This is a genomic window from Sneathiella sp. P13V-1, assembly GCF_015143595.1.
In the GTDB taxonomy this organism is placed as follows: Bacteria; Pseudomonadota; Alphaproteobacteria; order Sneathiellales; family Sneathiellaceae; genus Sneathiella.
This window is the reverse complement of the sequence record NZ_WYEU01000003.1, coordinates 451,802-471,370: the sequence shown is the minus strand read 5'-3', so window position 1 is coordinate 471,370 and position 19,569 is coordinate 451,802. Positions and strand designations below refer to the sequence as shown.

Below are 19,569 nucleotides of genomic sequence, written 5' to 3'. Positions count from 1 at the left end.
TCTGATCACATACTGAAAAATTCGTGATGGAGAATAACTGTCACCCAACCAGAGCCAGCCTTAAGAGGCTCAAGACCAGCAAGCCACCTGCTACGCTATACAGAAGAGAAAAGCGAAGGGAGATCAGGATGGAAATGCTGAAGGCGATTGCTTCTGCGGGACCTTTGGTGGCGGCATATGGGGCGACAAGGGCGGTAAGAACGGCGATAGGAGCTGCATTTAAGGCAGCTTCAACCCGATGGTTTAATGTCCCAAAGCGGGAAAGCACCAGATGCCCGCCGATACGGGTGATGTAAGTTGCAACCGCGCAGAGGATGATGATGAGAACAGCTTCATTCATGTGGAGCCTCCTTCGGTTTGCTCAGAATGGCGGCGACGACCAGTCCACTCAATCCGCCGATGGTGATATGCCAAGGGCTGCCGACCAGATAATAAGCCATCAAAGAGGCTGCGCTACTGCCCGCAATAATCCAAACAAACCCGTTATAGGCTTTAAATCCCATAACCAATGCCATGAAGTATAAAGGCAGGACAAAATCAAGGCCGAACCGTTCCGGGTTTTCTAAGAGAGTGCCAAAACCCGCCCCCAAACAGCTAGAGATAACCCAAGCCGAATACACAACAGCGGCATAAGAGAAGTAATATGATTTTGTCAGCTTTTGCCGGGCTGCGCGGGCTTCGGATACTGCATATTGCGGGTCAACTAATAGGAAGAAAGCCAATGCCTTCTGCCAAAAAGAAAACGCACCCAGTTTTCGTCCAATGGCAGCTGAGTAGAGAACATGCCTGAAATTAAGGGCGAAAACAGAGAACACGATCATTATCACGGGGACTTGCTGACCCATGAGATCAAGCATCACATACTGACTGGCTCCGGCATAAATTGACAGTGAGGTTAAGAAGAGCTCCCAAAAAGAGAGGCCGCTTTCAATGGCAATGGTGCCAAAAATAATCCCGAAGGGGACAAGGGCCGCCAGAACAGGCAACGCATCCCGCATACCCTGAAGGGCTTCGGGAGTAGAATTGAATCTGGAAAAATGTTGATCCGTGCTTGTCATATCGCCGGGACCTTCGTGAATATTGGTTTTGGAATCGAACGGTTTTCATTATAATGAACGGAATGCGTTCGTCAAGACGAACGTTGTTCGATATAACATCATCAAGGGTGTGTGGTGAAAGCGAATTTACTTGTGGCTAAGTCCATTGCAAGAGAACGAAAGAGGGCGAAACTAAGCTTGTCCGCATTGGCCGATAAAGCCGGGCTTGCAAAATCTACTCTTTCACAATTGGAAGCCGGACAAGGTAATCCGAATTTGGAAACACTATGGGCAATTGCCACCGCGTTGGACGTACCGTTTAACTTCTTATTTGAAGTGCCTGAGCCGCAGACAAGTCTAATCCGGGCAGCGGATGGGTGTGAGATAACCTCAAAAAGCGCCTCCTATTCAGCCACTCTCCTTTCAGACTGCCCCCCAAATTGCAGGCGCGTATTGTATCGTTTTAATTTACAGCCCAATACGGCGCGGAGTGCCGAAGCCCATCATGATGGGACTATTGAGCACGCCTTTGTGTGCTCAGGCGAGGCCTTCATTGGCCCAGATGACAACCTAGAGAAAATGAGCCCCGGAGATTATTACCGGTATCCTGCAGACAGACCTCACACCTATAAATCAATGGATGAAGAGGTGGTTTTAATGGTGATCATCGAAACGTCTTTCTGATTCTGTCGCTGCCCCCTTTTGGTCGGGTGAAACAATCTTCATTCAATATATATGTTGACATAAGCAACATATATATTGACGATGTTCCTATGAAATCGTCAGATACCAAGAAATTTCGAGAATTTAACCGTTTTCATACACGTCTCGTCGGGGCGTTGAATGAAGGGCTTCTCAATTCCAGATACACATTGCAGCAATTGCGGTTGTTGTATGAAGTGGCAAGTGCGCCAGCGGGGCAGGCACCTTCCGCCCGGGATTTAGGAGAGTATCTGCAGGTTGACCCGGGATATATGAGCCGGCTGGTCTCCAAACTTGAAAAAGATGACCTGATCCAGCGGACCCCTTCCATACCCAATGCCAAACGGCTTGAGCTGACGCTAACGGAGGAAGGACGGGAGTTTTTTGCTGAGATGGAAGCGGCTTCTGATCAGGAGGTAGAGGAACTCCTCGCGCCATTGTCGCAAAGTAACCGGCAAGAAATCATCGCGGCCATGTTCAAAATTCGCCGTCTGCTTGGGGATAGCCAAATTGACAACTTTATTGTTTTACGCGACCCAAACCCCGGTGATTTGAGTTTTTTAGCGTCTCAACAAACGCGTTATTTTTCAGATAAATACGGCTGGACTTCGGATTTAGAGGCCGACCTTTCATTGGCTGTCAGCAATTTTATAAAAACTTTTGACCCCAAGCGAGAAAGGTGTTGGATAGCTGAGCGAGGTGAGGAAATGGCTGGTGCAGTTGTTGTCGCCATGCGAGACAAAGAGACCGCACTTATCCGCCAGCTTTTTGTGGAACCCGGCTCCCGCAAGGTGGGGCTGGGGCGGAAACTACTAATGGAAGCCATTCGTTTCTCCAGATCCAAAAAATACCGCACCGTTCAGATTCAAATACTGAGCGCTTTGAAAGAAGCACAAGATCTCTGTGAAGGGCATGGTTTCCAATTGATTGGAACAGATCCGCATGAGAGTTACGGTGAAGAACTGGCGTTAGAAACCTGGGAGCTTATTCTGTGAGGTTAGCTCTCAGCGCGGCGGCGGTCACCGGTATTCAGGTTGGCTTTGCATTGGTTGTCAGTGAAGCCGTGGTAGGCGAAGTGGGCGCGGGACGCCTTGGTTTTCTGAGATATCTGATTGCCCTCACCTTTTTGTTACCTTTCGCGCTTCGGGCGAAATCACCCCCCATTGCACGAAAGGATATTTTGCCTGTTGCCTTAATCGGTGTTGGGCAATTTGGGGCCCTCATTGCGCTGCTTAATCTGGCGGTTCTCTATTCAAATTCGGTACGTGTCTCGCTTGTCTTTGCGACCCTGCCACTTATGACCATTGGCCTTACATGGCTTTTGTTTAGAACAAAGCTTCGTAAAACCGAATTTGGAGCGATTTGTTTGACCGTTATCGGTGTTGCCATCTTGCTTGGAGGGGATGCGGCCTTTGGTGGCTTAGGCTTTTCAGAAATCGGAGGATTGTTTAGTGCGGCGCTGGCCACTTTTACAGGTGCTTTATGCTCTATCTTATTTGGCCCTTATCTGAAGCGATACGGCGTGATGAGGGTCAGTGTCATCGCCATGGCCGCCTCATTGGTCCCACTTGGGATCATGGATCTATTTGAAACAGGCGGCGCTCCTATGCTGCAATGGACATCGCAAACCATTTGGTTTGTGTTCATCATTGGCCTGTCGAGCGGTGCTGGTTTTATGCTTTGGTTATATGGCCTCACCCATGCGCCCGCTGGTATGGTGACTGCCTTTCTATCCCTCAGCCCCGCTACCGCTTTTCTACTGTCCATGGTCTTTTTGGAGGTAGAGCCCACCTGGACGCAATATGCGGCCCTCGCCTTGATCATCTGTGGGTTGCTTTTATTGGCAAGAGGTCCAACAACTGGGACAGATTAAGCCACGATTGAGTGCTATATTTAAGTGAATGTTAATTACTTGCTTACATTCTAAGATATAATATCACTTATTTTAAATGTAGTATTTGTATGTACTTTCACATGTCGCCCTCACCGAAGATGTGTTTTCTATGTGTTGTGAAATTCGCAATGCAAATTTTGTTTTTTCTTTTCCTATGTATTCAAGTCGGTGCCATAGCATACGCTTCTCCCACCCCAAGGGCACACAGTGGTGTATTGGATTTACGTAACTGGAACTTCCAGGCAAAAGGTACAATAGAGTTGGGTGGGGAGTGGGAGTTTTACTGGCAAGAGTTTATATCTCCCGAGGGCCATTGGACACCGAATAGAGAGCCTGAAATAGTGGCTGTTCCTGGAGCTTGGCTAGGTGATTTAGTAAAGGGAGAGGCTCTTCCAAAGTTTGGTTACGGGACGTATCGCTTAAAAGTACTACTGCCCGAGGATCCTACCGACTTGGCGCTTTCATTAAGCCGCTTTCAATCTGCATATCGTTTATATGTAAACGGACAGCTCTTTATGCACTCAGGGAGGCCCGCCGATAACGCCAGTGAAGAGCAGCCGTTTATTTCTCGAAATACGGCGGATTTAAAAGGCGCGAAAGGGTCGTTGGACATTGTTCTGCACGCGTCAAATTTTGTTGGATATGCTGGAGGGGGATTTATCGGTGCCATCACAATGGGTAATGAATATGAACAAAATCAAAGCCATTTTCAGGAACTTTCCAGAGATACTTTCTTAAGCGGAGCGATGATCTGCCTTGGGGCCTTCTTGATGGTGCTTCATATCGGGCGATATCGTGAGAGAGTTTACTTCGTATTATATGCCATGTCCTTTTTGACGGCGGGCTATATTTTGACAGTGAGCTCAACTTTACTGGAGCTTTCACCTTTAGTGCCATGGTACTGGAATGAGAGGCTTTCTTATGTCTGTGCGACGTTCCTGATTGCGCTCACCTACGAATTCATCCATCAGGTAAACCCGAGAAAGACAAGCTTCATTCTTTCTCATATCATTCTTTATCAGGCAGTTGGTATATCCCTTTATCTTATTTTCTGGCCCGCCGCATTGCCGATTGAAACGATTTTATTAATTGGTGTTCATTTGGCAGTTGTTTCCATATCTTGCCTGTTGGAAATTAGATATGTCCTCAAATACAAGATTGCAGAGCGGTGGCTCATTGTTGCGGGTATCGTTACGCTTGTAGTAGTCGGTGTGCATGATATTTTACATGCCAATAGTATCGTGAATACAACATATCTTGGTCCTTACGGAACCCTAGCCTTGTTGTTCCTATATGCCGCAATTCTCGCCCTTCGTGTGAATAGCAGCATCATACAAAATGAACAGTTTGCGGAAGCGATCCGATCTCTAGATGATGCGGTGGCGATTTTTGATCGAAATGATCGGATTGTGGTTTGGAACGATGCTTATAAGTTGCATTTGTCCAAAGACGCCCAATCCCTTTTGAAGCCGGGTCGTACTTTTGGAGACTTGGTGAAAGCAGATGCTTTTTCTAAAGAGCTTCCCCACGTTATTGGGCGGGAGGCAGATTACATCAAAGAAAGGATTGGGCGCCATAAAAGGCCTGGCGAAACATTCGAAATGAAACGTAATGAGGATTGGTATCTCTATCGGGAGGCGTGTACACCAGATGGTGGACGCGTAACCCTTGCCAATAACCTCGCACAGCAGAAAGCTAAAGAGTCGGAACTGAGGCAGGCGCTGGAAGAGGTGATCGCGGCCAACGAAGCGAAAAACAGTTTCCTGTCAAATATGAGCCATGAACTTAGGACGCCTTTGAACGCTATCAATGGTTTCTCCGAAATGATGGTGAAGGGAATTTTGGGTCCTCTTAATTCTCAGTATCAGGACTATGCAGAACATATAAGTAGATCAGGGCGACATTTGCTGCGCCTTGTTACAGATATGCTGGATGTAGCACGAATTGAATCAGGTAAACTTGAGATAGTTCCAGAAGAAACAGACTTGCATAGGTTGCTGGATGATTGTGTGTTGATGGAAACTGAGAAGATGCAAGCGAAAGGCTTGAATTTTATAAGCAACATCCCTGATGATCTTCCAAAGTTATATGTAGATCCAGACAGAATTCGCCAGATTATTATTAATCTATTGGACAATGCGATAAAGTTTACCAACTCAGGGGGACAAGTTTCTGTCTCGGCGCAAGTTGTTTCAAACGGTGGCATAAAAATCGAAATTAGTGACACCGGTATTGGAATTGCTGAAAAAAATATTGAGACTGCTCTTCAGAAATTTGGTCAGATACGCCAAAGCCATTTAAACGCACATGACGGTCTAGGGCTAGGTTTGTCTATTTCCAAAGTGCTCGTAGAACTGCATGGTGGTACGCTGGACTTGGAAAGCCAGGAAGGTAAAGGCACGACAATAACACTTTGCTTTCCGTCCTATGGTGAGGCTGGGAAGTTTTTCGAAAGTTCGAGAATAATAGCATAGCAGACAGTCTTTAAGCGGTTTCGCTAAAAAAAATAGAAAAATTTAACGCTACTGTGTCACAAACGGACCCGCTCAATCGTCGTTATTTCGTAAGGCAAATTTTACGAAAGAAAGATGATGACTTCTACAGATCCTATTTCATATGAAACCGAAATCCCGGATATTCTGAAATCGATGCAAGCGGTGCATGGCACCATTTTAAAAAGCGATTTGGATAAATTGCTCCAGCATTTGATTTTACTACGCGCATCGCAGATGAATGGGTGTAAATTTTGTATAGACATGCATACACGTGAGGCACTCGAAGATGGGGAGAGTCAGGAGCGTCTTGATCAGGTTGCATCGTGGCGAAATTCAGACCTTTTCTCAGATGCAGAACGGGCAGGTTTGGCCTGGACAGAAGAATTAACTGATTTAGGGATGTCCGACACATACAAGTCGAATAGAGCTGAGTTAAGACGGTATTTTTCAGACCGACAAATCGGCGGTCTCACCGCTGCGGTGGGAATGATCAACTTCTGGAACCGTATTCAGGTCTCCAAATACTAAATTGAACCATGGATTACATTTCGATATTTGAACGAGAGCGGCATTATCTAACCGGGCTGGCCTATGGCCTTCTTGGGAGTATGAGTGATGCGGAAGATGCGGTTCAGGAAACCTTTCTGAAGTGGCAAAGCACTGACCATGAGCAGATTGAAAATCCCGCCGCCTGGCTCACGTCTGTTTGCACACGGCAATCACTGGACAATCTGAAAGCGGCCCACCGGGCGCGCACGGATTATTTCGGTGTGTGGTTGCCAGAGCCGGTGCCAGATGAAAATCTGCCAACACCAGAAGATCATGTGGCACTGGCCAGTTCTTTGTCCTTGGCATTTCTGTTGGCGCTGGAGCGGCTGACACCAAAAGAAAGAGCCGCTTATCTTCTGAAAGAAATATTCGATCAAGATTACAGTGATGTCTCTGGTGTTCTTTCAATTCAGGAGCCGGCCTGCCGGAAACTGGTATCCCGTGCAAAAAGTAATATCAGTGAAGAAAAGCTTAGGCATCGAACCCCTGAAGCTATTCAGTTAAAACTGGTCGCCGCTTTTAAGGAAGCTGTCACCACAGGAAATACGGACGGTTTAAGCCAGCTTCTTGTGGATGATATCCGCCTTCATGCAGACGGTGGGGGAATTGTTCCCGCTATCTATAAGGTTCAAAGCGGAATTGATGTTGTTGTGCCATTTATCCCCAAATTCTTGAGCGAGTTCTGGCGGGGCTGTGAGTGGCAGCTTGTGGACATCAATGCCACGAAGGGCGTGCTTTTACTGAAAGAGGGGGAGGTCTTTGGCGTCCTCACCTTTGGTTTCACGCAGGATAATAAAGCTTCGGATATCTTTATCGTTCGTAATCCAGAAAAACTTAAATATTTCAAAACCATGCTGGATCGAACAGCAGGGAGGAAACTCTCATGAAAAAACTAATTTGTGCGCTTTCTTTATCGTTTCTTTTCTTTGGAAGTCAGGCGCCGGCAAACCCGCTTTCCCCGGAAGCAGAAAATGTGTTTGAAGTGTTATCGACTTATTATGCGACAGATAACATGCCTATCGACGCCATGTTGTCGAAAGGTGTCAGCACTGATCTTGGCACCACATTCGAGGTGAAATTCCGTGGATATGACAGGGAATGGGTAACCGGAAGGCTGGAGATACCAAAAGGTGTTCAAAAACCTGCCGTTGTTATCCTGCTTCATGGCCTCACCCAATCTAAAGATCAGTGGTGGCGAGAAGAGGGGCAATATTCTTTCCCATCACAGCACCGGAAAACCCTGGTTGAAAATGGGGTGGCTGTTCTTGCCTTGGACGCCCGTAACCACGGAGATCGTAAAGAAGCAAAAGACTTCGAAGATCCCTACACCTATGTGAAAAAACAGTATTTTGAGGCAGGTAGCAAAATGATCAGCGAAACCGCACTGGATGTGCGGCGGGCGATCGATTTCCTGGAGGCGCAAGGGACTGTCGATACCAATCGTGTTGGGGTGGCTGGTTTTTCACTTGGGGGGCATATTGGCTGGATCGCCTCCTCAGTGGATCACAGGATTGACAGGGCACTGATTATGGCAATGCCGATCATTGGTAATGGTCCAGACCTGTCCCCACGCTTTACGGAGCAACAACTATATTATCCGGGCCTGAAAGACACACCGGTCATGATGATTATCGCGACAGATGATATCTTCTACACGGTTCAATCGGCCACAAAGGTATTTGACGGGTTAATTTCCAAAGACAAAGAACTTGTCATTATCGAGGGCCCACATGATTTGCCGATATCCAGTGCGGAATATTCGAAGAGTTTTCTGGCGGATAAGTTGAAGTAGACTGACTTATACAAACAGCATTGAGAGGCTTTTCACTTCTGTGGGAAGCCTTTTTTGTGACGGTTTGTTTAAAAATGAATTTGCACCACGAAAAGGCTAGTGCCTTGGTTGTATTTTTGATTAAATGGCACAACAAATAGGGGATTAGAAAAGAGGGGTAATCAAATGAAATTCTCTAAGGTAATTGTGTGTTTGAGTTTGCTGTTACTTGCTACTGGCTGTGCGACGAACAGAAGTGTTGTCGAATTGGAAGCTGCAGAAAAGGTTGAAAACCCAACCAACGGTATTGATGTTAAAATCGCTTCAGTAGAAGACGCGCGCGATTTCCAGTTCCGTCCAAGGACACCGGATATTCCTTCCATCTCGGAAGATGAAGTCGATAACCCTCAAATTAAGCAAAGAGCCATTGGCCGGAAGCGTAATGGATTTGGTAAAGCGCTGGGCGATGTGCTTTTGCCAGAAGGAACAACAGTTGCCAGTTTTATGGCTGAATCCATGAGCAACAGTTTCAGAAAAGCCGGGTATAGGGTTATTGAAGAAAATGATCCGGCCTATGCGGATGCGGTGCCTGTAAAGGTGCAAATTAATGAATTTTGGAGTTGGATTGAGATGGGATTTTGGCAGCTTAAGCTCCATAACCGTGCAAAGGTTACATTAACAGCCCCCATCGATGAGTTGCAAAAAGGCATTACGGTGACCAATCAGCATACAGGATCTCATGCAGCTATTTTTGAGTCGGATTGGCAGGCGAGTGCGGTTTCAGGTCGCAATGAAATCACTGAGAAAGTAGCAGATGCGCTGAAATAATTGTTGATACTAAATAAATTCTACGAGATTGGCAAATTTCCGCTTCGATAAGTAGGCGAAGCGGAAACCCGGTCATTAAATTGTATTTGAAATGTGAGATGGATTTTTTATCGCTATAGAATAAGGCCATGCTGGCTTGAGTATTGCTATTCCAACTTCTCAGCAACGTAGAAACCATAGCTGTAGTAGCGACTATATTTTTCAAAAACAGAGATTTCCGCTTTTTCTTCCTGAATGAAGGCGTGGGCCTCCTCTGAATTGTGGCGTGCAAGGAAATCATCCATGCGCTTTAACAGCGGGGTGTAATAATTCTCCGTCCAGCATTCTTTTGGCAGCGGAAAATATCCAAGTATTTGGAACCCCTGATCTTCGAGAAGTTTTTGCTTCTCCGATGCTGTCGCCATTTCAGGGTAGGCATTTTCCCAAAATTCAGACACGTCTTGAGGCCGTTTTGAGGTAAGCCAGGTGATTTCCGAGACGGCAAGAATGCCGCCCGGCTTTAAAAACTCTTTGAAGTAAGAGACACCTTTTTCAAAGCCGATGAGATAGATCGCCCCTTCTGACCAAATGGCGTCCAGGCTTTCCTTGCCGAATGGGAGGGCATCCATTGAGATACATTGCGTTTGGATTTTGTCGCTGACCTTTTTCTCAATCGCATTTTGCTCAAGGGCTTCCAAAAAATCAGGAAAGAGATCAATAGCCGTGATCTTCGCATCAAGTTCATTGGCGAGAACCATGGTGGAGGCGCCTGTTCCGCAGCCGATATCCGCGATCTGAAGTGAGGAGGGCCGGTTTTTGAGACCAGATAGCTCAAGTGCCAGCTGGGTTGCGCCTTCACTCCCCGGGCCTTGGCGTTCACCATCTTTATGTAGCTCGATTAAGAAGTCGAAATTCATACCTTGGTTCCATTTCAGAAAAAGCAAACATTGAAGATTGATGGGCGTCAATCGAATTTAAGGTGTCAAAACAGGTGCAGCACGTTAAATATATAACATGATCTCGAAAAGAGACGTGGGAGGATAGTATATGCGTCGCGACGAAGGGCAATATGATTACATCATTATCGGGGGTGGTACCGCAGGCTGTGTGCTTGCGAACCGACTGACAGAAGATCCTTCTAAACGTGTCCTGCTTCTGGAAGCCGGCGGGAATGACAATTATCACTGGGTGCATATTCCGGTTGGATATCTTTTCTGTATTGCCAATCCACGTACAGACTGGATGATGAAAATCGAAGGGGATCCGGGTCTTAACGGGCGCAGTATCAACTATCCCCGGGGTAAGGTTCTGGGCGGCTGTTCCTCCATTAACGGCATGATCTACATGCGGGGACAAGCCCGTGATTATGACGGGTGGCGCCAATTGGGCAATACGGGTTGGGCCTGGGACGATGTGTTGCCTTATTTCCTGAAATCGGAAGATCATTTTGAAGGTAATTCAGAGTTTCATAAAGCCGGCGGGGAGTGGCGCGTTGAAAAACAGCGTTTGTCATGGGAAATACTGGATGCGTTCCGGGACGCGGTTTCTGAAATCGGGGTCGGAAAAACAGATGACTTCAATACGGGAACCAATGAGGGCGCGGGCTACTTTCAGGTAAACCAACGAAAAGGGGTGCGCTGGAACACCACAAAGGGCTTTTTGCGCCCTGCAATGAAGCGACCAAATCTGCGGGTGCTGACCCATGCGCAAACGGATCGCATTGTCCTTGAAGGTAAGAAGGTAACAGGGGTTGAATTTACACTGAAAGGTCAGCCTGCGATTGCCCATGCCGGGAAAGAGGTTCTGTTATCTGCAGGTGCTGTGAATTCCCCAAAAACTCTGGAATTGAGCGGTATTGGCGGCGGGGAGATTTTGTCTCAGCACGGCATCGATGTGCAGCATGAAATGGCAGCCGTGGGCGAAAATCTGCAGGATCATCTGCAAATTCGCACCGTTTACAAAGTCCAAAACGCGAAGACCTTAAACAAAGATGCCAATAGCCTTTTGGGTAAGATGAAAATCGGTCTGCAATATGCGTTGTTCAGGTCCGGCCCTCTCTCCATGGCGCCAAGCCAAATGGGCGTTTTTGTTAAAAGCTCTGACCAGGTGGAAACACCGGATCTGGAATATCATATTCAGCCTTTGAGCACGGACAAACTTGGGGATCCGTTACATGATTTCCCTGCTATCACGGCATCTGTTTGTAACCTGCGCCCGGAAAGCCGGGGCAGTATTCATATCCGTTCCGCTAAAGGCGACGACGCGCCATTGATCAAACCAAATTATTTATCTGCGGCAAAAGATCAGGACATCGCCGTCCAAAGCATTCGCATGACACGAAGGATTATGGAAGCGAAAGCGGTCGCCAAATATAGCCCTGAAGAAATCCTGCCCGGGCCTTCTGTCCGTGAAGAAGAGGAACTGGTGAAGGAAGCCGGGAATATCGCCACCACGATTTTCCACCCCATTGGGACCTGCCGTATGGGACAGGATGATCAGGCCGTGGTGGATGAGCAGTTAAGGGTGAAAGGCCTCTCCGGTCTGAGGGTTGTGGATGCGTCCATTATGCCCAATATCGTCTCAGGAAATACCGCCTCTCCCGTTATTATGATCGCGGAAAAAGCAGCAGATATGATCAAAGCCAGCTAAGCCACGGGATCCATTAGCGCAATACTCTTGATCATGGCGGTCACTGTTTGGCCTTTTTGAAGACTAAGGCTATCCAGTGATTTGCGGGTGATGGAGGAGATGATCATGGGTGCTGCGCCATCACGCGAGGGAGAGATACAAACATTTACCTTTCCATGGGTGAGAGGCTGAATGTCAGTGATAATCCCTTCGATCAAATTCAGATAACTTAAGTCAGCACTTTTGGGGTTTAAGGCGATCCCCACATCAGAGGCGTTGATGTGAAGGCGTTTGTTGGTGCCGATCTCTCCGATATTGCCGGGGAGGTGGAAAACGCAATCGCCGCTTTGCAGACACGTCAGATCATATTCAGCATCATAAGAGGTGATGGTCCCGTCCAGTAGAACCGCCGCTTCCGGTCCTTGCGACAAGGGGGAGTCGCTTCCGGAGAGGACTTCCAGAATTGGTCCGGAGCCCGCCACCCTGCCGTTTTCCATCAACACGATATGATCTGCAAACTGTTCGAGTTCCGCAAGATCGTGGCTCACATAGAGGATCGGGATATCCAGAGTGCTTTGAAGTTTGTGAAAGAAGGGAATGATCTCAGACTTGCTGCTTTTATCAAGTGCGCTTAATGGCTCGTCCATCAGCAGAATTTCCGGGCCGGACAAAAGGGCACGTGCAATTGAAATACGCTGTTTTTCACCACCGGAGAGTTTGTCTGTTTTTCTGTCTAATAACTGCCGAATGCCAAGAAGGTCGATAATCGCTTCTTGGCGGGATTCCTCCATTTTTGAGTTTCGGCGCTTCAAACCATATTCAAGATTCCCCTGAACATCCAGATGATCAAACAGGCTGGGTTCCTGAAAAACATAGCCAACTCTGCGTTTGTGGGAGGGTATGAACGTTGTTTCATTTTGCCATTCCTGATCCCCAACTTTTAGCGATCCTTTAATGGCAGGCTCTAACCCGGCAAAACAGCGCAAGAGTGTTGTTTTCCCGCAGCCGGAAGGTCCAAAAACGGCCGTAACCCCTTTCGCAGGAATGGAAATGTCCACATCGAAGGGGAAGGAGCCAAGAACTCCGTTTAGGCGTGCTTTTATGTCTGTCATGATTTGCGCCGCCTAATTCGCTTTTCAAGAAGCGTCATTGTCAGGATGACGAGGAATGAAAAGATTAACATTCCAGCCGACAGAATATGCGCCTTCTCCCATTGCAGGGTTTCTACATAGTCATAAATGGCAACGGATAGAACGCGTGTCTCCCCGGGGATGTTTCCGCCAATCATCAGAATGACGCCGAATTCCCCCATAGTATGGGCAAAAGAGAGGACCGCACCTGTCAGCAGGCCGGGGAGGGCAAGCGGGATCGCAACGGTCAAAAACCGATTGAGGGGGGAGGCCCCAAGCGTTGCCGCGACTTCAAATGGCCTGTTCCCGATACTTTCAAATGCATTTCGAACAGGCTGCACAACAAAGGGCAGGGAGTAAATCACGGAACCCACAACCAGTCCCTCAAAAGTGAAGGGGAGGCTTTGCCCGAAAAGATCAGTTAGAAAAGCCCCCAAAGGGCTTGTGGGGCTTAAGCTAATCAGCAGATAAAAGCCAAGGACAGTTGGGGGAAGAACCAGAGGGAGCGCGACAATGCTGCCCACGACCTCCTTAAACGCGGAGGATGTGCGCGCAAGCCACCAGGCAATCAGCGTGCCGATGAGCAGCAGGATAAAGGTCGTTGTTGCGGCGAGTTTCAGTGTGAGAAGAACTGCGTCGAGCATTTAGCCTTCCTCACTTATGTCGTAGCCTTGTTGGCGAATAAGCGCACGGGCTACTTCTGATTTCAAAAAAGCATAAAAATCTCGTGCCGCTTGATTGCGTGTCCCCTTTAAGGTCAGGATAGCGGCTTGTTTTAGCGGAGCGTGATACTTCTGGGGAACAAGCCAATAGCTACCCTTTTGTACGTTCAAAACCTGTGAGAGGGCAACAAAGCCGATATTCGCGTTGCCGGTTGCGATAAATTGATAGGTTTGCGCAACGTTGTTTCCATATACCAATTTATCTTTTGTTGCGGCCAAGACGTTTGTTGCCTGCATATACTCAAAGGCGGCCTGACCGTAAGGGGCAAGTCGAGGATTTGCCACAGCAATACGTTTGATGTTGGACGAACTGAGGGGCGCAGTGCCTTGCTCTAATTCCTTGTCAATCTGGCTTGAAAACAAGGCTAATCTCCCAACAGCGTAGGTAAATAGGTCTTCCCTGCGGGCCATGCCGTTTTCAATCAGTTTTATTGGATGGGAGAAATCAGCCGCCAAGAACAAGTCAAATGGGGCACCATGAAGGATTTGGGTGACAATTTTCCCGGACGATCCACTCGCTAGTTTTACTTTATGGTCAAATTGCTCTTCAAACATCACAACAAGTTTCTCTGCTGTCGTAATGAAGTTTGAAGCGACGGAAACGGTTGTTGTTTCCGCTTTTGCAGAAAAAGCGGGCCCTCCAATGATCACCAAGCTGAATAGAAAACAATAAATCTGTTTTGCCATTAAGGACATAAATTGGACCTGTTTGCGAATTCACCCAGACGGGCGAGAGTTTGACCTGTTTCAAGTGACAGTTTGAAAAACAAACAAAACCCATCCTGCTAACAACGTCAAGGTCTGTGACTTGGCAGTGCCTTTCGAAATTCGCTGGGGGTCATTCCCATGGAGGCTTTGAAATCACGGCTGAAATGAGCACTGTCTGTAAAACCGGTGCAATAGCCCACTGCCGTTATATCCATCATCGGGCTTTCAAGGAACTGGCAGGCCATATTGATACGTGCCGCCCGGACAATGGTTGAGAAAGATAGATTATTCTCTGTTAATCGACGTTGAAGAGAGCGGTTTGAGATATTCATCAAAGCAGCCAAATCCGCAAGTTTCCAAGGGCGACTGATATCGTGATAAAGATGCTCACAAATTTTTGAAACCAAAGGGGAGGCGAAGAACGGGTTCTTCATCTTTATGGGAGCCATATGTTCGGGATCCGCGAACGGACTTTTGCCGGATCCCTCAAAATCCGTCCAGGTGAAAGTAAACTGATCGGCGAGGATGGAGTTACCTTCGGTTATCTTCAGGAAGTTTCCGTTCTTCCATATGGAAACCAATTCACCGTCAATTTGACGAGCGGAACAGACAAGGTTGCGGCATCCAGCACCTTGCAGCAGTGCTATCAGAAGGCCGCAAATAAGCAAATTCTCCACCTGATTGGGAGGTTGATCAGACTGAGAATATCTTACACATGAAAGTGAAGTAGGCCCACAACGGTCAAAGGAGACTCGGTTACTAGAATGAGCATAGGCTTCAAATCGAGACCATCCTTCAATAAGGCGGGAGACGCTTGGCGCGTTCAGAGCGATCCGCCATATGGGGTCATAGTCTACCTGTGTTACAGATTGACCGATTTCCAGAATGGCTTGATCACCGCCTTTTTGCCAAAGTTGGAATAACAGTTCCTTTTTTAAAGTAGGTGAGGATTGCGCCTCTCTCAAACTCGTGCCGGGAGCATTAATTTGCGTGAAGGTTCCTTGGCCATCCTTCTGAAGTTTGGCGGAGATGAGATTTACAAGGCTGCTCCGGGCGAATTCTTTAATGGTGCTACCCTCCTGATTTATCAGAAATTATGCGGATGCTTTAAGCGAGCTTCAAGGGGAGATCCGTAATTCTTTGCCCTGTGGCCCTGAAGACAGCATTTGCAATGGCGGGGGCAACGGGGGGCAGAGCGGATTCACCCACGGGTAAGGGAGGAGCAATATCTTGGGCGAGTAATTTCACCTTAATATTGGGGGCCTCTTCCATGGTAAGTGGCATGTAAGTGTCGAAATTCTCATCCATAAGCCGTCCTTCTTCGAAATGAAGCTCTTCTTTCAAGGCCATACTGCAGCCCCAAATAATGTTACCGCATATCTGATGTTTCACCTGATCGGGGTTAATCACGAGACCACAATCCTGAACGCAATAAATGTTTTCAATTTTGAAAGCCTTGCCGTCAGTTGAGGCGCGCACTTCCGCAACAACAGCCGCTCTGGTCTTGTTCTTGTAGTAGGAGAGGGCAATTCCCCTACCCATCCCATTGGGCACGTCTTCCGACCAGTTTGAAAGATTACCGACCTCCTGCAAAACAGCGCGCATCCGTTGATCATTTATGAGCAGGTGGTCCAAGCGAAACTCAAGAGGGTCAATTCCGGCCTTCTCTGCCAGTAGATCCATCATGCTTTCGATGGCAAAGCAGTTAGGAGCCGCCCCAAGGCCGCGCCACGCCCCCACGGGAATGTCGGTTCTGATGTCAGAATATCGAATGATCTGATGATCAAAATCGTAAGGAGAGATAGCCCCCCGCGCGGTCCCTTTATCCGCAGCAAACAGATCGATGAGATCTGAAAGGGGGGGCTGAACAGGTCCGGTAATGATGGGGGAAGATACAAAATCATGCTTCCAGGTTGTAATTTTCCCGGTCTCCGAGACGTCCGCTGATATCTGATGCGCGAAGGCGGGTTGGAAATAGTTGGATTGAAATTCCTGTTTCCGGCTCCATTGTACCCGCACAGGTTTGCCCATAATGTTGGAGAGGAGCGCAGCTTCTTCGGCGGCGCGGCAATAAACCCGTCCGCCAAAACTACCGCCCATACGCATGGGGTGGATTGTGACTTCATCTTCAGATCTGGAGAGAAGTTCCGCGATCCGCTTTTTCATCCAGTAGGGATCCTGCGTGCCGCACCAGACGTCAATTTTGTCTGTTCTCACATTGGCAACAGCCGCGCGCGGTTCCATCATCGCATGTGTCGCAAAAGGAGTGGAGAAGGTTGCGTTGAAGGACCGATCGGAGTTCTTGGATTTCTCCCCTTGTTCAAGAAGAACATGTTCAAAATCATTTTCCGCGGACTGAGTTTTGAGTAACTGAACGAAATCGGGTTTTTCGGTGTTCTTTGTTTCCCATTCAACGCTTACTTCTTCTACAGCAGAAGGCAGGCTGAAAGGTGTGTCCGCGATGATTGCGACAAGGTTTTCCTCAGGCAAAGAAACCGTTTTCATTATACCGGGAAGGGAGGCCGCATTTCCCCAATTAACTTTCTTGAGCTGGGCTTGTGCGCTGGGCCTTGGAAGAGTTTCGGCGTAAAGCATAGTCTCTATTGCTGCATCCCGACTATAAAACATCTTGCCTGTGACGATGCCCAGAAGATGTGGATCCGTCCAGGATTTGCCAACCGCGCTTACTGGATTGTCCCCATCAAAACTGTAAAGCGGCAGCGTGTCTAGATCCCGCTCGTGACTTATGAAGAGGATGTCGTCTTCATCCTTAATCAGCTTGGCGTAGGTAACTGATTGATCAGAAGACTTAAAACCGTAAGGAACAGATTTCAGGCTGTTTTCAGATACGTTCAGATATTGGGCCGCTCGCTCTTTAAGTGTTTCCCTTAGATTGGCGGCGGTGATTGCCACAGGCTTTGAGAAGAGTTCAATACTTTCACTGCCAACGGTGAGTTTAAAAGGAGGAATATCATCCGTGGTGGGCGTGATGCACTCAATAGACGATTGATCGAGATTTAATTCTGTCGCGACAATTTGAGACAAGCCAACAGATGCGCCCTGTCCCATCTCCATACGTGGGCAGAAAAAGCGTGCCCGTCCGTTAGGCAGCATCTGAACCCACATGTTGTTATAAGCTTCAGGTTCTGATGTTGTCGGGAGCGGCGGGATCAGAGGGCTGCACGCGGTAACACTAGTAAGGCCTGCGAATATCCAACCCGATTTAATGAGGAATGAGCGGCGAGATAGAGTTACAGTCATCTTAACTCTCCCGCGATGCGGTTTTGATCGCTTGTTTTATTCTGGGATAGGTGCCGCAACGGCATAAGTTCCCTGACATGTGAGTGTCGATCTCTTGATCGGATGGAGAGGGGTTTTCGGCAAGGAGGGCGCTTGCAGACATGATTTGACCCGGTTGACAATATCCACATTGGGGAACGGCGCTTTCGATCCAGGCTTTTTGCACTGGATGTAGGTCACTTTCGTTAGATGCAAGGCCTTCAATGGTGGTGAGTTTGCTATCAAGAACATCTTGAACTTGAAGCTGGCATGACCTTGCACTTTGACCGTTCACATGGATTGTACAGGCACCGCACAGCCCCTGGCCACAGCCGAATTTTGTTCCTCTTAAATTCAGGAAATCACGAAGGAAATCAACCAACCGAACGGTAAGGAGTGGTTCTGGTACGTCTATGATTTGTCCATTTATTACAAGCATCGTTCAAGCACCTTCTGAGTTCTTACACATCAGGAAATGCCATAAACGATGCATGTATAATATGATAATCGCGCCAAAATTTAAGGGCGCTTTATTCTATGACAACCCTAATTGGAAATACCAACGGCCGCGTGCATGTAACGATGGTCGCGGATTTGACGTGTGAGAAAATCAGCCACATCGCCTCTTGAAATCTTCAAGGAAAGGCCGGGCTCACTTGGGCCAAAATGCTCTTTATATTTTTTACCTGGTTGTTCATCTGTGAAGGCGCTGGGGCGGACGATCGTCCAGTCTAGGCCACTCGCACGCACCAAATCTTCCTGAACTTGATGATCAAGAAATACAGGACGCAGAAGGGCACCAAACATGATCCGCTTCCAGAAGAAGTTGAGATTTTCCCAACTTTCATGAGTTCCCAATGTTGATTGGCAGATGAGGCGTTTGATCCCTTGTTTATGCATGGCCTCAATAACGGTCAATGTACCTCTTGAGCGAATGGTGCTGCTTCTGGAATTGCCGGCACCTAATGTAATGATCACCGCGTCGGCGCCCTCCATCGCTTTACATACAGCGATAGGGTCTGTTGCGTCTCCGGATGCCAATTGCAGATTGGGATTGGAAATGCCAATCTTCTCAGGGTGGCGGGAATAGGCGACCACTTTATGGCCATCCTTCAAACAATCTCTGACGACGATCCGACCGATGGTGCCTGTTGCACCAAAAACAATAACTTTCATCTTTATCTCCATTTTCAGTTTACTTGACACCATGTAAAGTTGACATCATGTCAATTAATGTTATGTTGACACCATGTCAAGAAAAAATATTGAAACAAGAAATCGCATTCTGAATGCTGCATGGACGTTGTTGGAGACAGCACCTGAAAAAGGTGTTCGGATGGCGGATATTGCAAAAGAGGCAGGGATCAGCCGCCAAGCGGTTTATCTACACTTCCCAAAAAGGGCCGAATTGTTGAAGGCCGTGACCCGATATATTGATGACGTGAAGGATGTGGACAAGCGGCTTGAGAAAAGCCGAAACGCCCAAAATGGCGTAGAGCGTCTTGAAGCTTTTATTGAGGCGTGGGGAAATTATATCCCGGAAATCTATGGTGTGATCAAAGCCGTCTGGGCGATGAAAGAAACGGATGCAGAAGCCAAAGAAGCCTGGGAGGATCGTTGGCAGGCTGTCAGAGAAGGGTGTGAAGCCGCCGTATATGCATTGAAGGACGACAGAAAATTGCGAACTGACCTTTCGGTGAAGGAAGCGACTGATTTGTTATGGGTGCAATTATCCGTCGGAAACTGGGAATTATTGGTGCGAGAAAACAACTGGCGACAAGAACAGTATGTTGACCAAATGAAAGAAATCGCGATCAGATATCTGATTAAAAACTGATATTGAGGGG

Annotated in this window: 20 protein-coding genes; 10 read left to right on the top strand and 10 right to left on the bottom strand. The window is 47.7% G+C overall.

What is annotated here, in order from left to right; genetic code table 11:
- Positions 1–40: 40 nt before the first annotated feature.
- Positions 41–340: an AzlD family protein gene (locus GUA87_RS15320; protein WP_193717469.1), complete on the bottom strand. Its 300-nt coding sequence runs from the start codon at positions 338–340 to the stop codon at positions 41–43.
- A complete protein-coding gene (locus GUA87_RS15315; RefSeq protein ID WP_193717468.1) occupies positions 333–1,058 on the bottom strand; it encodes an AzlC family ABC transporter permease in 726 nt (241 codons plus the stop codon). Before GUA87_RS15315 ends, GUA87_RS15320 begins: the two co-directional genes overlap by 8 nt.
- 114 nt (positions 1,059–1,172) lie before the next feature.
- On the opposite strand from GUA87_RS15315, the gene GUA87_RS18255 reads away from it, so the two are divergent.
- From GUA87_RS18255 to GUA87_RS15275, 8 genes are all read left to right on the top strand, one after another.
- Entirely contained in the window at positions 1,173–1,721 is a 549-nt protein-coding gene (locus GUA87_RS18255; RefSeq protein ID WP_193717467.1) for a helix-turn-helix domain-containing protein, read from the top strand.
- 89 nt (positions 1,722–1,810) lie between these two features.
- On the top strand, positions 1,811–2,734 hold the full coding sequence (locus GUA87_RS15305; protein ID WP_193717466.1) for a bifunctional helix-turn-helix transcriptional regulator/GNAT family N-acetyltransferase: 924 nt from the start codon (positions 1,811–1,813) through the stop codon (positions 2,732–2,734).
- Positions 2,731–3,612: a DMT family transporter gene (locus GUA87_RS15300; protein WP_193717465.1), complete on the top strand. Its 882-nt coding sequence runs from the start codon at positions 2,731–2,733 to the stop codon at positions 3,610–3,612. Before GUA87_RS15305 ends, GUA87_RS15300 begins: the two co-directional genes overlap by 4 nt.
- Before the next feature lie 362 nt (positions 3,613–3,974).
- Complete coding sequence (locus tag GUA87_RS15295) at positions 3,975–6,107, top strand: sensor histidine kinase (RefSeq protein ID WP_193717464.1); 2,133 nt, start codon at positions 3,975–3,977, stop codon at positions 6,105–6,107.
- A 114-nt stretch (positions 6,108–6,221) separates the two neighbouring features.
- Positions 6,222–6,656 carry a carboxymuconolactone decarboxylase family protein gene (locus tag GUA87_RS15290; protein ID WP_193717463.1) on the top strand — a complete coding sequence of 145 codons (435 nt, stop codon included), beginning with the start codon at positions 6,222–6,224 and terminating at the stop codon, positions 6,654–6,656.
- A gap of 8 nt (positions 6,657–6,664) precedes the next feature.
- Positions 6,665–7,564 carry a sigma factor gene (locus GUA87_RS15285; RefSeq protein ID WP_193717462.1) on the top strand — a complete coding sequence of 300 codons (900 nt, stop codon included), beginning with the start codon at positions 6,665–6,667 and terminating at the stop codon, positions 7,562–7,564.
- Complete coding sequence (locus GUA87_RS15280) at positions 7,561–8,469, top strand: alpha/beta hydrolase family protein (RefSeq protein WP_193717461.1); 909 nt, start codon at positions 7,561–7,563, stop codon at positions 8,467–8,469. Before GUA87_RS15285 ends, GUA87_RS15280 begins: the two co-directional genes overlap by 4 nt.
- Before the next feature lie 165 nt (positions 8,470–8,634).
- A complete protein-coding gene (locus GUA87_RS15275; protein ID WP_193717460.1) occupies positions 8,635–9,276 on the top strand; it encodes a hypothetical protein in 642 nt (213 codons plus the stop codon).
- A 146-nt stretch (positions 9,277–9,422) separates the two neighbouring features.
- Here the strand turns inward: GUA87_RS15275 and GUA87_RS15270 are convergent, their stop codons facing one another.
- Complete coding sequence (locus GUA87_RS15270) at positions 9,423–10,172, bottom strand: class I SAM-dependent methyltransferase (protein WP_193717459.1); 750 nt, start codon at positions 10,170–10,172, stop codon at positions 9,423–9,425.
- A gap of 130 nt (positions 10,173–10,302) precedes the next feature.
- On the opposite strand from GUA87_RS15270, the gene GUA87_RS15265 reads away from it, so the two are divergent.
- Positions 10,303–11,904 carry a GMC family oxidoreductase gene (locus GUA87_RS15265; RefSeq protein ID WP_193717458.1) on the top strand — a complete coding sequence of 534 codons (1,602 nt, stop codon included), beginning with the start codon at positions 10,303–10,305 and terminating at the stop codon, positions 11,902–11,904.
- Here GUA87_RS15265 and modC read toward each other — a convergent pair.
- The 7 genes from modC to GUA87_RS15230 form a co-directional block, all read right to left on the bottom strand.
- Positions 11,901–12,995 (bottom strand): molybdenum ABC transporter ATP-binding protein, encoded by a 1,095-nt coding sequence (modC, locus tag GUA87_RS15260; protein WP_193717457.1) that lies wholly within the window; start codon positions 12,993–12,995, stop codon positions 11,901–11,903. The two genes, GUA87_RS15265 and modC, sit on opposite strands and share 4 nt — an antisense overlap.
- Positions 12,992–13,657 carry a molybdate ABC transporter permease subunit gene (gene modB / locus GUA87_RS15255; RefSeq protein ID WP_193717456.1) on the bottom strand — a complete coding sequence of 222 codons (666 nt, stop codon included), beginning with the start codon at positions 13,655–13,657 and terminating at the stop codon, positions 12,992–12,994. Before modB ends, modC begins: the two co-directional genes overlap by 4 nt.
- Positions 13,658–14,431 carry a molybdate ABC transporter substrate-binding protein gene (gene modA / locus GUA87_RS15250; RefSeq protein WP_193717455.1) on the bottom strand — a complete coding sequence of 258 codons (774 nt, stop codon included), beginning with the start codon at positions 14,429–14,431 and terminating at the stop codon, positions 13,658–13,660.
- A gap of 98 nt (positions 14,432–14,529) precedes the next feature.
- Positions 14,530–15,408 (bottom strand): helix-turn-helix transcriptional regulator, encoded by an 879-nt coding sequence (locus GUA87_RS15245; RefSeq protein ID WP_193717454.1) that lies wholly within the window; start codon positions 15,406–15,408, stop codon positions 14,530–14,532.
- A 142-nt stretch (positions 15,409–15,550) separates the two neighbouring features.
- On the bottom strand, positions 15,551–17,704 hold the full coding sequence (locus GUA87_RS15240) for a xanthine dehydrogenase family protein molybdopterin-binding subunit (protein ID WP_193717453.1): 2,154 nt from the start codon (positions 17,702–17,704) through the stop codon (positions 15,551–15,553).
- Position 17,705: 1 nt separating this feature from the next.
- Complete coding sequence (locus GUA87_RS15235; RefSeq protein ID WP_193717452.1) at positions 17,706–18,161, bottom strand: (2Fe-2S)-binding protein; 456 nt, start codon at positions 18,159–18,161, stop codon at positions 17,706–17,708.
- Positions 18,162–18,268: 107 nt separating this feature from the next.
- The gene (locus tag GUA87_RS15230) at positions 18,269–18,898 is read right to left on the bottom strand and encodes an NAD(P)-dependent oxidoreductase (protein WP_193717451.1); all 630 of its coding nucleotides are present in this window, start codon (positions 18,896–18,898) and stop codon (positions 18,269–18,271) included.
- A gap of 73 nt (positions 18,899–18,971) precedes the next feature.
- Here GUA87_RS15230 and GUA87_RS15225 point away from each other — a divergent pair, with 73 nt between their 5' ends.
- Entirely contained in the window at positions 18,972–19,559 is a 588-nt protein-coding gene (locus GUA87_RS15225; RefSeq protein WP_193717450.1) for a TetR/AcrR family transcriptional regulator, read from the top strand.
- Positions 19,560–19,569 lie beyond the last annotated feature (10 nt).